This window comes from Pseudothauera lacus (assembly GCF_003034845.1).
GTDB classification, from domain to species: domain Bacteria; phylum Pseudomonadota; class Gammaproteobacteria; order Burkholderiales; family Rhodocyclaceae; genus Pseudothauera; species Pseudothauera lacus.
The window spans coordinates 1-18,169 of the sequence record NZ_PZKC01000001.1; the positions used below are offsets into that span (position 1 = coordinate 1).

Below are 18,169 nucleotides of genomic sequence, written 5' to 3' on the forward strand. Positions count from 1 at the left end.
ACGCCGAGATGCGGGCCATTTGGTGCGAGCCCTTCGGGTGGGCCAGTCTGGCCGCGCCGGCGGCGTTGCGCTCGTTGTCAAGGGGGCGGCCATTGACTGCCTCGCGCGCCTTGCCGGCACAGCCAGACTGACCCACGCGATCCGCCAGCGCGAATGAGAACAGGCCCTAGTGCTATCGACGATGCTGGTGCTCGTGCAGGTGCCGATACGGCGCTTCCGCGCCGTTTTCGCCGGGCGGGTGACGGCAGCCGATTTCGAGCATGGGGAATCGGCAACCGTTCCCGTCGATGTCAGCCGCCCCAACCGGGTGTTCATCAACCTGGTGGAGGTGCCGACGCTTTTCTACGCGCTGTGCATCATCCACTTCGTCACCGGCACGGTCACGGTCACGGTCACGGCACTGACCATGGCGTGGGTGTACTTCGCCCTGCGCATTGCGCACAGCCTGATCTATCTGACCTACAACAGGGTCTTTCACCGCTTTCTCGTCTTCGCCACCAGCAACGTGCTGCTTGTGGTAATGACCGTGCTGCTGGCGGTGGCGCTTGCGGAGTGACCAGGTCGATACCGTGGGCGAGGGCGGGGCAGTGAAGCTTGAAGCGGCGGAGCCGGCGGATACGACGGTGCATTGCTTCGCAAGCTCGGCGGACAGCCGGGTCGGCCGCCTGCTGAGCTGGGGCGCGCGTGCGGCGCTGGCCGTGCTCGCCGTGGCGGTGCTGGCGCTTCATGACGACATGAGCGCGCTGCTGGCGGTGCTGGTGCCGTGGACCTTGATCGTGGTTCCGGGGTGGTTGCTTCTGCGCAATCTGCTCAAGCCCGGACAGGTGGTGCTGCGGGTCGATGCCGGTGGCATCGCCTCGCCGCTGTTCCGCGGCGCGCGCAAGCGCTACGCGTGGACGGAGGTCAGCGGTGTCGCGCAACGCGTGCTGCAGGGCGCCTGGGTGCTGGAACTGCAGCTCAACACCGATCCGGCGCGCCCCGACCGGCGCAGCTTCTGGAGCGGCCGCAATCCCGCGCGCCCTTTCCTGCTGCTGACCATGTTCGATGACGCCACCCGTGCGCAGATCATCGATACGGTCGTCGCGGCGCTGGCAGCACATGCTGCGGCGAGCGGGCGTGACACAACCGGGATGGTCGATGAGCTGGCAGCCGAACAGCAGTTCGCCGCCGAACTGAGGGCCCTGGCGCCGGTGCCGTGGGTGACCTGGGGGCTGTGCGCGGCCAACGTGCTGGTCTGGCTGGCAACGCTGGCTCTGGGGGCCGACTTTGCCGGCAGCGCGGCGGACAAGCTGCTGCAGTGGGGCGGGAATGCGGCTTCGGAGGTGCAGCGTGGGCAGTGGTGGCGGCTGCTGAGCGCGACCTTCCTGCACAGCGGCTTTGTCCATCTGGCAATGAACATGGTCGGCCTGCTGGCCGCCGGGGTGACCGTCGAGCGCATCTACGGACACCGTCTGTTCATCCTTCTGTACCTCGCTGCCGGACTTTCCGGCAGCGCGCTGAGCCTGCATTTCTCGGCGCAGAGCGCGGTCTCGGTGGGTGCATCGGGGGCAGTGTTCGGCATCACCGGGGCCTTGCTGGTGGCCGTGCTGCAGCACCGCCACCGCCTGCCGGCGGCCTTCAGTGCGCAGATGCTGAGCGGCGTCGGCTTCTTCATCTTCTATTCGCTGCTGCAGGGCTTCGCCCGTGCGGACGTGGACAATGCTGCCCACATCGGCGGCCTGCTGGGTGGCTGCGTGCTTGCCGCGCTGCTGCCGGAGCGTTTCGACCCCGCCCATTTTGCCGCTACCTTTCGCCGCCGCGCGCTGACCGCCGTGCTGCTCACCGCGCTGGCGGTCGGGGGGCTGGCTGCGCTGGCGCCGCCGGCGGCTGTCGATCAGGTGGCACGGGTACAGGCAGCGCGGGCGCTGGATGAGGCGATGGCGACATTCCAGGAGGCGGTGGCGGCGCTGCAGGCTGACGAGGCCCGGCGTCAGGCCGGGGAGATCGGCGAACGCGAGCTCGATGTGCTGGGGCGCACCGTGCATGGGCCGGCGTTTCGCATCGTGCAGACGCAGTTGCAGGCGGTGGAGCTGGATGCCGGCCACCCGCTGGGGGATTTTCTCGTCGACATCCGGCGCATGACCGAACTCCTCGTCGAGGCCCTGGAGATGGATACGATATACAGCGGCGGTGGCTTGCGGGCGGCCGACCCGCTGCGCATGGCCGCCATCGAGGCGGAGCTCGCCGAGCTTGCCGCGCGCATGCAGCGTCGCGCGGACGAACACGGCGCGGCGCGCTGAGTCTCAGCGCGTCTGCTGGCGCGCCAGCAACTGCGGAACCTCGCTCGCCGGGACGGCCGGGCTGCAGTAGTAGCCCTGGTATTCGTCGCACTCGTGACGTTGCAGGAAGTTCAGCTGCTCGAGCGTTTCCACGCCTTCGGCGATCACCCGGTGCTGCAGCTCTGCGGCAATGCCGATGACCATGCGGACGATGGCCGAGTCGCTGTTGCTGGTTTCCAGGTCGCGCACGAAGGAGCGGTCGATCTTGATCTTGTCGAGCGGGAAACGCTTCAGGTAGGACAGGCTGGAGTAGCCGGTGCCGAAGTCGTCGATGGAGAGCTTGACGCCGATGGCCTTGAGGTCGTCCATCAGCTTCACCACCCGCTCGGGGTCTTCGACGATCACGCTTTCGGTGATCTCCAGTTCAAGATAGTGCGCCTCCAGGCCGCTGACTTCCAGCGCGCGGGTGACCGTGGCGAGAATATCGGCACTGTGGAACTGCACCGCGGAAAGATTCACCGCCACCACCCGCGGTGCCATGCCGGCGTCCTGCCAGGCCTTGTTCTGACGGCAGGCTTCTTCGAGTACCCAGGCGCCGATGGGCAGGATGAGGCGGCTTTCCTCGGCCACCGGGATGAAGCGTACCGGTGACACCATGCCCAGCTCGGGATGCTGCCAGCGCAGCAGGCTCTCGAAGCCGATGATCTCGCCGCTGCGGATGTCCACCTGCGGCTGATAGTGCAGCATCAGTTCACCGCGCCCCAGCGCCAGACGCAGATCGCTTTCCAGACGCAGGCGTTCGGCCATGCGCACGTTCATGTCGGCGGAGAAGAAGCGGAGCTTGCTTTGTCCCGACTTCTTCGCCTGGTGCAGTGCGGCGTCGGCGTTGCGCAACAGCGCTGCCGAGTCGCCGCCGTCGCTGCCAAGCTGGCAGATGCCGGCGCTGGCGGTGGTGACTACATCGTTGAGTTCGATCTGCACCGGGCGGGCAAGGCGTTCGAGCAGCCTGGCGGTTATGGTTTCCGCCTTCTGCGGGTCGCGGCCCTGGGCGATGAGGACGCCGAACTGATCGCCGCCCAGGCGGCCGAGGGCGTCGTCGTCGCGCAGCAGGCGGCGCAGACGGATGGCGGCGCGGCGCAGCATGATGTCGCCGGCGCTGTGTCCGAAGGCGTCGTTGATGCGGCTGAGCTGATCGAGGTCGATGACGATGAGTGCTCCTTCGCGACCGCTGGTCAGCCAATCATCGAGAATGCGCGTGAAGCCCTGACGATTGGGCAGATCGGTGAGCTGGTCGACGTGGGTGAGCGATTCGATGCGCGCTTCGGCGGCCTTGCGTTCGCTGAGGTCGGTGATGAACATTGCCCAGTGGGTGACGGCGCCATCGTCGTCGTGGATGGCGCTGATCGTGCAATGGATGGGCAGTGGGCTGCCGTCCTTGCGGCAGGCGGCCAGCTCGCCGCGCCAGATGCCGTGTTCGCCGAGGGCGGCGGTGATGTGCTCGCGCAGGGTGGTGTCGCAGCCCGAGAACACGAAGTCGGCAGGCTTGTGGCGCAACTCGTCGAGCTGGAAACCGCTGATCGCGGTGGCGCTGCGGTTGAGGGTGAGGACGCGGCGTTGGGCATCGAGGATCAGCACCGCGTCGCTGGCATGGTCGAAGAAGTGGGTGATCAGGCGCTGGCGTTCCTCGGCCTCGTAGCGCTCGGTCATGTCCCAGGCGACCCCGGCGAGCCCCTTCGGTTCGTCGCCATCACCGAACACCGGCACGCGCAGGAACTCGTACGGGCGCCGCACACCGCCGGTAACCAGCCATACCAACTGGCGCTCGGGGCTGCCCTTGCGATACACCGCAAGCTGGCCTTCGCGCAGGCGGCGGGCTTCTGCCGGCGGGAACAGCTCATCGACGGTGCGCCCGATGATGTCCGCCATCGGCTTGCCCATGCCGCGGCAGAAGGCTTCGTTCACCGAGACGAAACGGCCGTCGTTGTCGAGCAGCCACGCCGGGTCGGGAATGGCGTCGAGCAGGGCGCGTCCTTCGCGGGTCTTTTCTGCGTAGGCGCGGGTCATCTTCCTGGCCAGGGCCTCGGCCTCGTCATAACCGCGCCGCCAGGCGCGCACCAGGGCGATCACCGCCAGTACCAGCACCGCCCCCAGCAAGGCATAGACAATGACGCGATGGCGCCACTCGGCGAGGATGTCGCGCTCGGCGAGCCCGATCGAGAACACGAAAGGGGTGCCCTCCACCGCGCGGAAGGAGAACACCCGCGCTTCGCCGTCGAGGGCGCCGCTGCGGCGGAAGCTGCCGGCGCGCTGGCCGGCGGCCAGCGCAGCTGGAATGGGGCTGTTGCGCAGTTTGCGCGACACACCTTCGGCCAGCGCGGGACGGCGGGCGAAGAGCTCCATCTCCGTGCTCCACAGGGCGATCACCCCATGCTGGCCGACGTCGAGGTCGGCGTAGTAGCGCTCGTAGTAGTCGGCCCGCAGTGTGGCGAGAACAATGCCGGCAAAGCCTCCGGAGGGGTCCTGCAGGCGGCGGGCGACGACGATCACCATGTCGCCGGTGACGCGCGAGAGCAAGGGTTCGGAAATCGACAGGTCGACGCCGGGGTCGTCGCGCAGACGGGCGAAATACGGGCGGTCGGCAATGTTGACCGCCGTGGCGAGGACGCCGCTGGCGTCATACAGGTAGTTGCCGTCGATGCCGGCGACACGGAAGCTGTGGAGCTCGGGGAAGTCCTTCAGGTAGTGCTGCAACTGCGCCTCGACCTGCGCGCGCGGCGCACCGGCGGCTACTGCGTACTGGTAACGGAGGGCGAAGTCGGCGAGGTGCTGGTCGATCTGACGCAGGGAGCCGTGGAAATGGCCTTCGAGCAGGCGGGCGAGGGTGGCGCCCTGTTTTTCCGCGGCGAGCAGCTCACGTTCGCGCGATTGCTGCAGGTCGAGGGTGATCCAGCCGAACAGGCCGAGGAGGAAGAGGGCGGTGAGGATGCCGCCAAAACGCAAGGCCAGTCTTTCGGCCATATTCCTTCCCTCGCCAGAACGTCATAATTATTGTCGCCGCGCAGTGTAGCACGCAGCTTGCAGGGCCTAGAAAAGGAGCCCGCGACCGGCCAGTGGTGGCAGACGGCAGCGCTTCCGCCAGCGATAATGCAGCCATGATGACACCTGTGGAATATCCCGCCGCCGGCCCCGGCGCAGAGCAGCCGGCGCTTCTGCTGCCTGCCGACGCGGTGCTGCCGGATTATGGTGACGGTGGTCTCCTCGGGCTGGTAGGCGGAATCCGGCGCTGGGCGCTCGATCGCCACCGCGGGGGCGCGGCGGTGCGGGTGTTCTGGCTGATCGACGGTCTCGGTGATGCCTTCCTGTGCCGCCACGGCGCCGGCAGCCGTCTTCATGCCCACCGTCAGCGTGCCCTTACCAGCGTCTTTCCGACCACCACCGCCAGTGCCGTGACCACGTTGATGACCGGCCTGTCACCGCTGCAGCATGGCTTGACGGGCTGGTTCATCCACGATGCGCGCTTTGGCGGTGTACTCGCTCCGCTGCCGCTGGAGCGCCGCGGCGGCGGACGCCTGCGGGCGCCCCTGCTGCTGCGCCGGCTGTTTCCGTACGCGTCACTGTACGGACAGCTGCCATGCCCGAGTGCCGTGGTGGCACCGCGGGCCATTGCCCACTCGCCCTTCTCGCGCCGCCACGCACGCGGTGCACGCATTGTTGCTCACGCCGGTCTGGACGACATGGTGGTCCAGGTGGCTGCTGTGGTGGCCGCGCTGGCCAGTGACGGCGGGGGGTATGTCCACGCCTATTACGACCGTTTCGATGCCCTCAGCCATCAACATGGCTGCAATGCGCCTGCGGTGGTGGATGAGTTTGCGCGCCTCGATGCGGCATTTGGTGCCTTGCTGGCACGACTGGCGGGGACGCCCACGGAGGTGCTGGTAAGCGCCGATCACGGCTTCATCGACAGTCCGCCCGCGCAGTGCATCGACCTTGCCGCCTGGCCGGAGGTTGCGGCCATGCTCGACGGGCCGTTGTTCGGCGAGCGCCGTGCGGCCTTGTGCCGGGTGCGTGCCGGGGCGGTCGACGAGTTCGCCGCCTTCGTTGCCGGCGAACTGGGCGCGCGTGCCGTGCTGCAGCCCTCCCGGCGACTTGTGCAGGCCGGGCTGCTCGGTCCGGGTCCGGCGCACCGGCGCATTGCCGAGCGCCTGGGCACCCATGCCGTGCTGATGGCGCCCGGGTGGACGCTGCAGGACCGCGTCGATGGCGAAAAACCGCAGCAGATGCTGGGGGTGCATGGCGGGCTGAGCGCGGATGAAATGTATGTGCCGCTCATCCACGCCTGCTGCGCCGGGGAGTGATGCGGTAATCAAATGCCGTGCGCGCCGGGCCTGTCCCTGCCTCGTCCGCAGCGGGGCTCGCTTCGCGCAGGATGAACGGGGTGGCGCCGATTGATTGGCGGGGTGATGGTCCCCGTCGCTCAGCCTCAGTGCAGCTCGTCGTCGCCGGGTGGCAAGGGCAGGATGGCAATCCCTTCGTCGAGCAACTCTTCGAGCGCATCGCGATCGGCCTGGCCGCGAATGCTGCGCGCCGCGGTCTCGCCGTGGTGGATGCGGCGGGCTTCTTCGGGGAAGCGGGCGCCGACGTCTTCCGCTTCGCGGGCCAGCGAGCGCAGCAGCGCCATCACCGTTGCCGCTTCGGGTGTCATTGCCGGATTGGCCGGCGGCGTCGCGGCTGCCTGTACCGGCGCGGCGGCGCTGTGGCGGGTCTGGACGTAGGGCGCGGAGGGCAGGCGGGCAATCCGCGTGGAACCGCATGTCGGACAGCTCACCAGACCGCGGGCACACTGCGCCTCGAATGCCGCCGCGGAAGCGAACCAGCCTTCGAAGTGGTGATCCTTGTCGCAGCCCAGGTTGAATACGATCACGTGCCCAGCTCCATCATTCGACTACATGCCCACGCCGCCCGTGCGGCAGCCGGTCTGTCCATTGGACCCCGGCAAGGGTGTGCTTGATCCCCGAGCGTGAACGCGGGCGTCGCGCAGGGCTGCGGATTATAGCCCGGCTCCCGGCGCATGTACGGAGAACGCGGGAGTCGAGGGCTGGGCCGCTACGCTGCCCGGGAACGCGTCGACGATGTCGGGGGTGAATGAGGTCTCAGTTGCGGCGTGCGAAATGCAGCGCCAGATCGCAGCTCGAACCGCCTGCATACCAGCGCGCCAGGGCACAGGCGTTACTGCGATAACGGAAGATGTAGTCGTCGGCAACCCGCTTGCGCACGGTGTAAGGCTGGCTCGGAGGCGCCGGAGGCGGTGTGTGCAAGGATGTATGCGTTCGTTCATCGGGTTGGCGGTGTCCGTGCAATGGGCGCTCGAGGGATGCAGAAATTCCTGTCTGTTACGCTGCTGCAGTAGTTGACAATGATTATCAATAAATAAAGAATACCAACCGGAAGATGCGTTTGTACTGCGCACTTCCCCGTGCGTGCCCCTTCCGGGGTTGCGCCCAGCAAGGCAAGCCGTCACCCGACGGCCACCCAGCCAACCTTGCCAGCAGAACTCGCGCCCTGCGAGCCAGCCAGCCTTTTCCTGTTTCACCGAACGTGCACGCCTTGTCAGGCGGCACCGTCTGTCGCGCCCGTGCGCCTGGCGCAAGGTGTTCCGGCGCCGGTGGCGACACCAACATGAAGGAGTTCGTGAATGTTCAAGACTACTGCTGTGTCCGGTGCGTTGCTTGCCGCTGCACTTACCATGGGGGCAGGGGTTGCCCATGCCGATACCTCCAATGGCCCCGACCCCTACACGCTCGGATTCCAGACGCCCGACGCCGCTAGCTGGGGTGGCTGGACGCGTGGCGAAGGGGATGCGATCCACGTCGAATGGGACATCTTCGCCGATGCGAGCTATGGCGGAGCGACCGACCGCAGTGCGGCGCCCGACCTTGCCGCGTACAACGCAAGTGATGCGCATATTGACTGGAGTTTCGGCGTCTTCCCCTCGGGAACCGGCAACCTCTACAGCTTCGGTGCCGATCAGTCTTACGACATCTCGTTTTCGAATACCTCGCTGAGCGGTCCGGTGCGCGCCGTGATGCAGGTCGAGGCCTGGGGTTTCGAGGTCGACCTGGGCTCGGTGCTGCTCAACGGTGTGGCCCCGGCGTTCGCCGATCTGGTGTTCACGCAGCGGATCATGTCCACCATCGGTGAGGCGACCTTGTTCCAGCAGCTGATCTACTGGGATCTGGCCGCTGCGCCAACCGACTACCTGCTCAGTTTCACGGCCCCTGTGCATACTTCGCTGGCGCAGGTTGCCATCGATGTGGGCAGCATCGCTCCGGTGCCGGAACCGGAAACCTACGCCATGATGCTCGCCGGCCTTGGGCTGGTCGGGGCGGTGGCGCGTCGGCGCAAGAAGGCGGCCTGATGCGTCTGCGTCTGCGCGCATTGCTGGTGGTGCTGGGCTGGCTTGGCGCCAGCCCGGCGCCGTCGGCATTGGCACAGGAAGCCGTGCTCCCGGAAGTCCGGGTGAGTGCGGACGCTGACGAGGAACTGCTCGATGACGTGGCGGCTAGCGCTTCGCGCATCGATGCCGGGCAGATGCGCGCGCAGCAGGTGCGCAACATCAAGGATGCGGTGCGTTACGAGCCCGGTGTCGCGGTGAGCAACAAGGCTTCGCGCTTCGGCCTGTCGGGCTTCAACATCCGGGGGCTCGAAGACAATCGCGTGCTCATGCAGATCGACGGCATCCGCATGCCGGATACCTTCAAGATCGGTGGTTATTCGAGCGCCGGGCGCGACATGGCTGACGTCGCCATGCTGTCGGGCATCGACATCTTTCGCGGCACCGGCTCTGCACGCCACGGTGCCGACGCGCTCGGTGGGGTGGTGTCGTATTCGACGCCTTCTCCGGAAGATGTCCTGCGCGGTCGCAGGTTCGGTGGCGGGCTGGAGGTGGGTGTCCAGCGCACGGATGAATCGCTGGCCCGCGTCGGCACCCTTGCCGCCGACGGCGGACCGTTACGCATGCTGGTGCGTGTCGTCCGGCGCGATGCTCACGAGACCCGCAGCATGGGCGAAGTGCGCGGAACCGGCATCCACCGTACGGTCGCCAATCCGCAGGATGCGCGTACCGATGCCACGTTGTTCAAGCTGGCCTTCGTTGACAGCGCGGACTACCGTGCCGAACTGACCCACGAAGATTTCGACCGTGGCGTCCATACCAACGTGCTGTCGTCGATCACCGGTCTGGGGACCGATACCCATACTTTCGACGACTACTCCCGTGCGCGCTGGTCGCTCGACCAGCACTTCAGTGCTACGCGTCTTGGTGATGTGAAGCTGAAGCTCTTTCAGCAGACAAGCCGCACGCACCAGTACACGCGTCAGGACTTTCGCACCACCGCGCCGGCGCAGACCGCGCTCATCGAACGCATCTTCGAGCTCAGGCAACGCCATGACGGCGCCCGCCTCGAAGGTCGATACGCGCCCGCCGCTGCCCGCCACTGGTTGCACTGGGGCGTGGAATACACCCGCACGCGTACGGAGCAGGCACGCGATGGGTATTCCACCAGGGCTGACGGGGTGGTGACGCGCCGGGTGTCCTTCGAGGATTTTCCGGTACGTGACTTTTCCCCCTCAGAGGTACGCCAGTGGGCGGTCTATGTGCAGGACGAGGTGCTGCTCAGTGAGAGCTGGTCCGTGCTGGGCAGCCTGCGCTACGACGACCACCGCCTGAAGCCTCGCCCCGACCAGATCTACCTCTCCAATCCGGCCGCAGCAACACCGACGACCACCCATTTCACCCGCCTCACCCCGGTCCTGGCGGCGGTATGGCGATTTGCCCCGGGCTATTCGGGCAGCGTGCGCTATTCCCACGGTTTTCGTCCTCCGCCGTATGACGATGTGAACACCGGATTCGGCAACCAGGGCATGTACATCGTGATCTCCAATCCCGCCCTGCGGCCGGAGACCTCTCGCGGAGTGGAGCTCAGCCTGCGCCGACAGGACGCGGCGAGCGACTGGACATTGACCGCCTTCGACAACTTCTACCGTGATTTCATCGAAACCGCGCAGCTCGATTGTCCAGCCGATCCGGCCTGCGATCCGACCTATTTCATGACCTATCAGGCGGTAAATGTGCCGCGTGTGCGCATCCGCGGTGTGGAAGGGCGTCTGGCGTACAGGTTCGCCGACAACTGGGTTCTGCATGGCAGTTTCGCCTACGCCAGGGGGCGCGACCAGGACAGCGGCAAACCGGTGGCGACGGTCAATCCCTTGTCCGGTGCGCTGGGACTGGCCTATGAGCGCGGCGACTGGCTGCTCGCCGTGGACGTCAGCGGCGCGGCGCGCAAGCGCGCCAGCGATGCCCGTGAATCCAACCGACAGTTCCTGCCCGGTGGCTACGCTGTGGTGGACGTGCGTCTGCGCTGGCGCTTCCTGCCCGGAGGCTGGCTCAGCGTAGGCGTGAGCAATCTGTTCGATCGCCTGTATTACCACTGGGCCGACGTGCCGATTGCGGATGTTCATGAGCCCGACTCGCGGGCCGGGCCGGAACGCTACTCCCAGCCCGGTCGCAAGGTCGCCGTGAGTTTCGGTTATGAGTTCTGAGCCCTGGGGGCGCGTGCGCCCGTGTGCCTGTATGCGGCCCGCAGCACTGCGGGCCGGCAACCTCAGTTAAAGGGAGCAAAACATGAATGCAATGACCAAACTGCGTGGCCTGGCAGGGATTCTGGCGCTTGCCGGGGGCGTGCTCGCCGCCCCGGCACAGGCCGGTACCACCATCGTGGTCAGTGAGGACGTGATGGCCTCGCCCTTCTTCACCGCCTACGGCAGTGCGGCCAACCCGGTGCGCGGCTACGGAGAGGAAAGCAACCGCGAAGTTCTCAGAGTGTCGTCCGCGTCGCCGTTCGGGCTCACTGGTGCGGAGGTCATATACCTCAGTTTCGACTACGATTTCCCGGTGTTTTCCGGGCCGGTGCGCGCGACCCTGAACATGCACAGCGTCAGCGGTGGCTTTGGTGCCGATGCCAGCGCGGAGAGTCCGTTCCTGGTCTCCGTGCATGCGCTGGCGGCCGATCCGCTGAGTACCATCATCGACGACACCAACCCCGGTGGCACGGTGAACTGGCTGGACTTCCAGAACGGCTACCTGCTCCCCGCCGCCTCAGCGGCAAGCACCCTGGTGAGTGCCTTCGGGCTGGTGAGCTTCGACGTCTCGGCAGCGGTGAATGAGTGGATCTCCGGTTCCAGCACGGTGTTCGCGCTGGCAGTGAGCGGGCTCAACGACACCTCCGGCAGTGATTTCCTGCACGGTTTCCTCAACAACAACAACGGCGGTGTGTCGCAGGGCCACACCTTCCTGAGCATCTCGCCGGTGCCCGAGCCGCAGACCTACGCGATGATGCTTGCGGGCCTCGGCCTGATGGGGGCGATCGTGCGCCGCCGTCGCCGCGGCGGGTGAGGGCGCCATGGACAACATGGTGACGAAGCGCAGGGTGCGTTCGAACATGGCCGGCCTGCTGCGCAGGTCGGCTGTCAAGATCTTTACCGCGGTGCTGCTTGTGCTGGCGGGCTTGTTGCCCGGCGGCGCGGCGGCCGGCCACTATCCGATGTACGCGAGTTGGCCGCAGCCGGGTGGTCCGGGTACGCCATTCACCCTCACCTACAGCTACAGCAATCTGTTCGACGGCGGCGTACTCGATACCCGCGGTGCGGCGCTGTCGGACGTGCTGATGCGCAGTGCCTTCGAGCAGGCCTTTGCCGATTACGCGGCGGTGTTGCCGATTCACTTCGTCGAGGTCGTCGACAGCGGCCCGCCACCGGAAAGCGGTGAGTACGACCCCAGCGGTCTTGCAGATATCCGCATCGGCGTGGTGCCGCATGTGCACGGGGCGAACGCCTATGCCTATTTCCCGTTCTCGACTGCGAGCGGTCTGGCGGGGGACGTGATCTTCAATGGCGAACGCTTCGGCTACGGCTGGAGCGCAGTGCTGTTCTATGCCGTAGCGCAGCATGAACTGGGGCACTCGCTGGGCATGGGGCATTACCTCGATGGGGAGGCCCGCGGGCAGTTGCCGCTGTTCTCTGACAGTGCCTACGACGGTCCGTTGTTTCCCCTCGATGAAATGATGATCACCGCGCTGCAGGGCGTGTATGGCGCAGGGAGCGGTTCGGTCACCGCGCTGTCGCCGGTGCCCGAACCGCAGTCTGCGTTGATGATGCTTGCCGGTCTGGCCGTCCTGGGCCGGCGGCGCTGGAAGGACAAACCCTCAAGCGGAGCACTGACATGAAGCGAATCGCCGCAGCCGCGCTGACGCTGTTGCTCGGGCACGGCAGCGCACTGGCCCTCACCATCGAGTTCGACTACAGCTTCGATACCCGTGGCTTCTTTACCGATCCGGTGACCGGTGCGGCCATCACCGAACGGCGTGCAGTACTCGATCTGGCCGCCTCGTTCTATTCCGGCTTCGCCGACGCCCTGGCGGCCATCGAACCTCAGGCGGGTGACAGCTGGTCGGTTTCCTTCACTCACCCAAGTCTCGGCGGGCCGGCGCTGACCGTGGTCGATCAGGTCATCGCGGCAGACACCGTGCGCATCTACGTGGGTGGTTCCGCGTCTGCGCCCGGCGTGCTGGGCTTTGCCAATACCGGCTACAACCTGCAGGCCAGTGGTTCGGCGTCCTTCGTGGACGCCGTGCTCGCCCGTGGCCAGGAAAACGCCCTGGGTGCCGGCGCCAGCGACTACGCAACCTGGGGCGGGATGATCTGGTTCAACGCCGCCAATGACTGGTACTTCGGTGCCAGCGAGAGCGGACTCGGCAGCTCGCAGAGCGACTTCCTGAGCACTGCGATTCACGAGATCGGCCACATCCTGGGCTTTGGTACGGCCGCTTCATGGACGGCCCTGCTCGACGGTGGCTACTTTCACGGTGCTGCATCGATGGCTGAATACGGCGGACCGGTACCGGTGGATCGCTACGGCGTGCACTGGGCAGAAGGGGTGATGAGCCTGGTCGATGGGCGGGCGCAGGAAACCTTGATGGACCCGAGTACGCCAGCAGGTCAGCGGCAGTTGCCGACCGCGCTGGACTACGCCGGCTTCGTGGACATCGGCTGGCAGGTCAGTCCGGTACCCGAGCCGCAGACCTACGCCATGCTGCTCGCCGGCGTGGCCTTGCTGGCCGCCCGGCATCGCCGCCGGGCGGCCGACCTTTGTGGACCTTTGCAGACAGGTGCAGCATGAACATGGAGATGAGCATGGAGATGATCGCAGTCCGGCAGCCGGAAGATATCCGCAGCGCATTCACTGCTGCGCGCAAGGAGCACAAGCTGAGGCACCGTGAGGCCGCGCGCCTGCTCGGGCTCACCGAGGCGCAGGCACTGGCGGCTTTTGTCGGCCATCATGTGCTTGCCCTGCGTCCGGAGTTTCCCGCCATCATGGCGCGCATCCGTGAGCTCGGCGAGGTGCTGGCGCTGACCCGCAATGAAGCCGCAGTGCATGAGAAGGTCGGGCATTACAAGTCGCTGACCGAGTTCGACAGCATCGGCCTGATGGTCGGCAAGGAGATCGATCTGCGGATGTTCTTTGCCCAATGGGCACACGCCTTTGCGGTCAGCGAGGAGGACGCCCAGGGCGTCAAGCGCAGCCTGCAGTTCTTCGACCGCGGTGGCGATGCGGTGCACAAGATCTTTCTCCGTGCAGAGAGCGACCTGGCGGCCTGGGAACGCCTGGTAGCCGACTTTCGTTCGCCTCTGCAGGCCCAGGTGCTCGAACTCAGCGCCAACGAGGCGAGCGCGGGCATGAAGGCCGACAGCGAGGTGGATCAGGCCGGCTTCCGGGCGGCCTGGGAGGCGCTCGAGGACACCCATGAGTTCTTCGGCATGCTGCGCCGTTTCGGGGTTTCGCGTACCCAGGCGATGCGGCTGGCGCCGCCGCGGCGCACGCGCCGGGTCGGCAACGATGCGGCGCGCCGGATGCTGCAGGCCGCGGCGGTGAGCGGCGTGCCGATCATGGCCTTCGTCGGCAGTCGTGGAATGATCCAGATCCACTCCGGTGCGGTTCATCGCATCGTGCCGCTGGATGGCGAGAGCGCGCGCTGGATCAATGTGATGGACGAGCGTTTCAACCTGCACCTGGATGAGGCCCAGGTGGCCGAAGCATGGATCGTCAGCAAGCCGACCGCCGATGGTGACATCAACTCGCTCGAACTCTTCGACGCCGATGGCGAAACCATCGTGCTGTTCTTCGGCCAGCGCAAGCCCGGGCATCCGGAGTTGCCGGCATGGCGGGAGTTGCTCGACGGCGTACTGCCGGAGGCGCTGTGAGCGCGCGCCGCATCTGGTTGAAACGTGCGGCAGCCCTCCTCGGGACGGGTCTGCTGCCCTTGTCTCATGCGGCGCATCCGGCACCGCCCGGGCTCACGCGAGTGGTCAGCGTGGGTGGCGACGTTACCGAGATCGTCTGCGCGCTGGGCGCCGAACAGTGCCTGGTCGGGGTGGACAGCACCAGCACCCACCCTGCGTCCTTGAACGGCTTGCCCGTGGTGGGCTACATGCGCGCGCTGTCCGCCGAAGGCGTGCTCTCACTTGCCCCGCAGGTGGTGCTGGCGGCCAGCCAGGCGGGGCCGCCGGTGGTGTTGCGGCAGCTGGCGGACGCCGGTGTGAAGGTGGTCAGGGTGCCGGCGGGCTACAGCTTCGAGTCCCTGCTGGCAAAGCTGGACGTGGTCGCCGAGGCGCTCGCCCTGCAGCACGCCGGTGAGGCGCTGGCAGCGGAACTGAATGCGCGCTGGCAGGAATGCACTGCGCTGGTGGCGCAACTGCGCGCCAGACGGGCGCAAGCGCCGCGGGTGATGTACATCATGGCGCACGGCAATGCGGTGATGGTCAGCGGCACGCAGACCGGCGCCGATGCGGTGATCGGGCTGGCCGGTGGGCGCAATGCGCTGGAGGCGATGGAGGGTTACAAACCGTTGTCGGCAGAGGCCGTGGTCGCCGCTGCGCCGGATGTGATCGTGGTGTCGCGCGAAGGCCTGGAGATGGCAGGCGGTGTCGAGGGCGTGCTGGCGATGCCGGGCGTGGCGATGACGCCGGCCGGGCGTGCCGGTCGCGTCGAGGCCTTCGATGCGGTGTTCCTGCTCGGTTTCGGGCCGCGACTGCCGGAGGCTGTCAGCGCGCTGGCCACGGCGCTGGGACGCTGACATGGCGCAGTCGTTGTCTGTGCGTGGCCTCTTCCGCGCGCGTCGGGATGGCAGCTATGCGGCGGCGTCGACGGGCTACGCGCTGCTCGCCCTGGCTTTGATGATGGCAGTGGTTTGCGGGGTGGCTCTGGGCGCTTACGCGATTCCGCTGCCCCGCCTGGGTGATGCCCTGCTGATGCGTGCTGGCGAAGGGCTGGCTGCGGCCGATGTCCATGTGTTGTGGTCGATCCGTCTGCCGCGGGTGCTGCTGGCGGTGATCTGTGGGGCGGCGCTGGCGCTGGGTGGGTGCGCGCTGCAGGGATTGTTCCGCAATCCGCTTGCAGACCCCGGGCTGATCGGCCTGTCGGCGGGAGCGGCCTTGGCCGCGGCGCTCGCCATCGTGCTTGGCGGGCAGTTGTTTGGGCCGCTGGCGCGCAGCTTCGGGCTCTATCTGATCCCCGCGGCTGCCCTGCTCGGCGCCGCACTGGCAGCATGGCTGATCCTGCGCCTGGCCAGCCACCATGGGCGTACCTCGGTACTGATGCTGCTGCTTGCCGGGATTGCCATCAATGCGCTGTGCGGCGCCATCATCGGCGGACTGCAGTTCGTTGCCAACGACGATCAGTTGCGCAACCTCACCTTCTGGACGCTGGGGTCGCTGGCTCAGGGGCGCTGGCCGGTGGTGGCGATCACTGCCGCTGCGCTGGGGCTGGGGGGCGTGGTGCTGTGGCGCCTGCGCCTGCAACTCGACGCGCTCAACCTGGGGGAGTCGGCAGCCTATCACCTGGGTGTGGACGTGCAGCGCCTGAAGCTCTGGTTGCTTGCCGCGGTGACCCTGATGGTGGGTGTCAGCGTTGCCTTCACCGGCATCATCGGTTTCATCGGCCTGGTGGCGCCGCACATCGTGCGCACCTGGCTGGGACCTTCCCATCGCCATGCGCTGCTCGCCTCGGCGCTGCTGGGCGCGGTATTGCTGGTGAGTGCCGATCTGGCTGCGCGTACCTGGGTAGCGCCGGCGGAAATGCCGGTCGGGGTGCTGACCTCGCTGCTCGGGACGCCGTTCTTCCTGATGCTGCTGGCCCGCCGCCGGCACGGTTTCGACTGAGTGCATGGATGATGAGCATGGAGAGTGAGGGTTTGCATGCGCATGCGGTCGAGTTGGTACGGCACGGGCGCAGGATACTGCGCGGGGTGTCGGTGACGGTGCGGGCTGGCGAACTGGTCGCGGTGATCGGAGAGAACGGCGCGGGAAAGAGCTCGCTGCTGAAGGTGATGGCCGGTGAGCTCCGGCCCGATGGCGGCAGTGTCAGTCTCGATGGACGATTGATGACGGCCTTGGGAGCGCGCGCACTGGCACGCCGGCGTGCCGTGTTGCCTCAGGATCTGGCCCTGGGTTTCGATTTCGAGGCTCTCGAAGTGGTGCTGCTGGGGCGCTACCCGCACACCGGGGGGGGTGAGTCGTCTGCCGAACGTGCGTTTGCAATGCACTGCCTGGCACTCACCGAATGTGCCCATCTGGCACACCAGCGCACCACCACCTTGTCCGGTGGCGAGCGTGCGCGGGTTCAACTGGCGCGCGTGCTGGCGCAACTCGGCCGGGAGGGCGAGGGCGGGCGTTACGCCTTGCTCGACGAACCCGCGGCAAGCCTGGACCTGTCCCATCAGCTGGCCTTGTTCGAGCTGCTTGCGCGGCTGACACGGGAGAGCGGCATCGGCGTTCTGGTCACCGTACACGATCTGGGTCTGGCGATGCGCTATGCCGACCGGATCGTCGTGCTGCGGGGCGGCTCAGTGGTCGGCGAGACCCCGGGCAGTCTCGATGAGGAGCTGATCCGCACGGCCTTTGGCGTCGAGGCCGAGGTGCGCAGGCATCCACAGGTGCGCCACTGCATGGTGGCCCTGAACCGTGTCGCTCACCCCGGAGCGGGGTGAGCGGCTTGAATTCGTCCCTGTGGGGCGAGTACGCGGTCGTAAAAACAAGACAAGGCCCGCACGGGCGGGCCTTGTCGCAATGCGGCGGTTTGCCCGGGAACGGGCGGCGACTGCTCAGCGGGTGCGACGACGGGCGACGGCGCCGATGATGCCGAGGCCGGCGAGCAGCATGGCGTAGGTCTCGGGTTCGGGCACCGGAGCGGCGACGGCGTAGGTGGTGAAGCCCGGGCTGCCGATGGCGCCGGAGAGCGAACGGTAGCTGCTTTCGGCGTCACCAACGGAGGCCAGTACCCACTGGGTGGCATCGTTGGCGCCCAGTGCGGCGAAGCTGCCGGCCCAGCCGCTGGCGTTCTGGGTACGCGGGCCGCCAACGGTGGCATGGCCGTAAGTCAGGCGGTCGACGAGATTGCCGGAGGCGTCGAAGAGGTTGATCTCGTCACTGCTGCCGAGATTGTTGGTATAGCCGCCGAGCACCTTGACAGTGCTGCCGAGGCTCCAGTCGAAACGGAAGGTGTCGGCATCGACTTCGGTGATGATCACCGACTCGCCGGCAGCGACGAGGCCAAAGGCGCTGAGGTCGAAGACGCCGGCGAGGCGGCTGTCGTCGTCGTAGCTCCAGCCGCTGAAGTCCACCGTGGTGCTGCCGAGGTTGGTGAATTCGACGAATTCGCCGCTGCCGCCGGCGTACATCCACTCGGTGATGCGCACGTCGGCGTGGGCGGCCTGCGGGGCGAGGGCGGCGGCGATGAGGAGGGGAAGCAGCTTCTTCATGGTGCGTGGATCCTTGTCGGGGGAATGGAGGGAGAGGACGGG

16 protein-coding genes are annotated in these 18,169 nt (G+C 66.9%); 12 read left to right on the top strand and 4 right to left on the bottom strand.

Annotated elements, in window-relative coordinates; genetic code table 11:
• Positions 1–169: 169 nt before the first annotated feature.
• Positions 170–556: an MAPEG family protein gene (locus C8261_RS00005; RefSeq protein ID WP_328588025.1), complete on the top strand. Its 387-nt coding sequence runs from the start codon at positions 170–172 to the stop codon at positions 554–556.
• Entirely contained in the window at positions 546–2,279 is a 1,734-nt protein-coding gene (locus C8261_RS00010; protein ID WP_146161620.1) for a rhomboid family intramembrane serine protease, read from the top strand. Before C8261_RS00005 ends, C8261_RS00010 begins: the two co-directional genes overlap by 11 nt.
• A 3-nt stretch (positions 2,280–2,282) precedes the next feature.
• Here the strand turns inward: C8261_RS00010 and C8261_RS00015 are convergent, their stop codons facing one another.
• Positions 2,283–5,276, bottom strand: a complete 2,994-nt coding sequence (locus C8261_RS00015) for a bifunctional diguanylate cyclase/phosphodiesterase (protein WP_107491620.1) — start codon at positions 5,274–5,276, stop codon at positions 2,283–2,285.
• A 134-nt stretch (positions 5,277–5,410) separates the two neighbouring features.
• On the opposite strand from C8261_RS00015, the gene C8261_RS00020 reads away from it, so the two are divergent.
• Positions 5,411–6,613, top strand: coding sequence for an alkaline phosphatase family protein (locus C8261_RS00020; protein ID WP_328588026.1), 1,203 nt, complete (start codon positions 5,411–5,413; stop codon positions 6,611–6,613).
• A gap of 125 nt (positions 6,614–6,738) precedes the next feature.
• Here the strand turns inward: C8261_RS00020 and C8261_RS00025 are convergent, their stop codons facing one another.
• Positions 6,739–7,179, bottom strand: a complete 441-nt coding sequence (locus C8261_RS00025; protein WP_107491621.1) for a DUF1178 family protein — start codon at positions 7,177–7,179, stop codon at positions 6,739–6,741.
• A 229-nt stretch (positions 7,180–7,408) separates the two neighbouring features.
• Complete coding sequence (locus tag C8261_RS17685) at positions 7,409–7,531, bottom strand: hypothetical protein (RefSeq protein ID WP_268987162.1); 123 nt, start codon at positions 7,529–7,531, stop codon at positions 7,409–7,411.
• A gap of 419 nt (positions 7,532–7,950) precedes the next feature.
• Here C8261_RS17685 and C8261_RS00030 point away from each other — a divergent pair, with 419 nt between their 5' ends.
• The 9 genes from C8261_RS00030 to C8261_RS00070 all read left to right on the top strand — a co-directional run bounded on the left by C8261_RS00030 (position 7,951) and on the right by C8261_RS00070 (position 17,356).
• The gene (locus C8261_RS00030; protein WP_219905093.1) at positions 7,951–8,673 is read left to right on the top strand and encodes a PEPxxWA-CTERM sorting domain-containing protein; all 723 of its coding nucleotides are present in this window, start codon (positions 7,951–7,953) and stop codon (positions 8,671–8,673) included.
• Complete coding sequence (locus tag C8261_RS00035) at positions 8,673–10,856, top strand: TonB-dependent hemoglobin/transferrin/lactoferrin family receptor (RefSeq protein WP_107491622.1); 2,184 nt, start codon at positions 8,673–8,675, stop codon at positions 10,854–10,856. Before C8261_RS00030 ends, C8261_RS00035 begins: the two co-directional genes overlap by 1 nt.
• A gap of 82 nt (positions 10,857–10,938) precedes the next feature.
• Positions 10,939–11,709 (top strand): FxDxF family PEP-CTERM protein, encoded by a 771-nt coding sequence (locus tag C8261_RS17410; protein WP_219905094.1) that lies wholly within the window; start codon positions 10,939–10,941, stop codon positions 11,707–11,709.
• A gap of 7 nt (positions 11,710–11,716) precedes the next feature.
• On the top strand, positions 11,717–12,538 hold the full coding sequence (locus C8261_RS00045; RefSeq protein ID WP_219905095.1) for a matrixin family metalloprotease: 822 nt from the start codon (positions 11,717–11,719) through the stop codon (positions 12,536–12,538).
• Complete coding sequence (locus tag C8261_RS00050; protein ID WP_107491623.1) at positions 12,535–13,491, top strand: PEP-CTERM sorting domain-containing protein; 957 nt, start codon at positions 12,535–12,537, stop codon at positions 13,489–13,491. The genes C8261_RS00045 and C8261_RS00050 overlap by 4 nt, the downstream gene beginning before the upstream one ends.
• Positions 13,492–13,505: 14 nt before the next feature.
• On the top strand, positions 13,506–14,573 hold the full coding sequence (locus C8261_RS00055) for a hemin-degrading factor (protein ID WP_219905096.1): 1,068 nt from the start codon (positions 13,506–13,508) through the stop codon (positions 14,571–14,573).
• Complete coding sequence (locus tag C8261_RS00060) at positions 14,570–15,445, top strand: heme/hemin ABC transporter substrate-binding protein (RefSeq protein ID WP_219905097.1); 876 nt, start codon at positions 14,570–14,572, stop codon at positions 15,443–15,445. Before C8261_RS00055 ends, C8261_RS00060 begins: the two co-directional genes overlap by 4 nt.
• A gap of 1 nt (position 15,446) precedes the next feature.
• On the top strand, positions 15,447–16,529 hold the full coding sequence (locus C8261_RS00065; RefSeq protein ID WP_219905098.1) for a FecCD family ABC transporter permease: 1,083 nt from the start codon (positions 15,447–15,449) through the stop codon (positions 16,527–16,529).
• Between the two features lie 17 nt (positions 16,530–16,546).
• Positions 16,547–17,356 carry a heme ABC transporter ATP-binding protein gene (locus tag C8261_RS00070; RefSeq protein WP_107491974.1) on the top strand — a complete coding sequence of 270 codons (810 nt, stop codon included), beginning with the start codon at positions 16,547–16,549 and terminating at the stop codon, positions 17,354–17,356.
• Between the two features lie 114 nt (positions 17,357–17,470).
• Here the strand turns inward: C8261_RS00070 and C8261_RS00075 are convergent, their stop codons facing one another.
• A complete protein-coding gene (locus tag C8261_RS00075; RefSeq protein WP_107491625.1) occupies positions 17,471–18,127 on the bottom strand; it encodes an FxDxF family PEP-CTERM protein in 657 nt (218 codons plus the stop codon).
• Between the last annotated feature and the right edge of the window lie 42 nt (positions 18,128–18,169).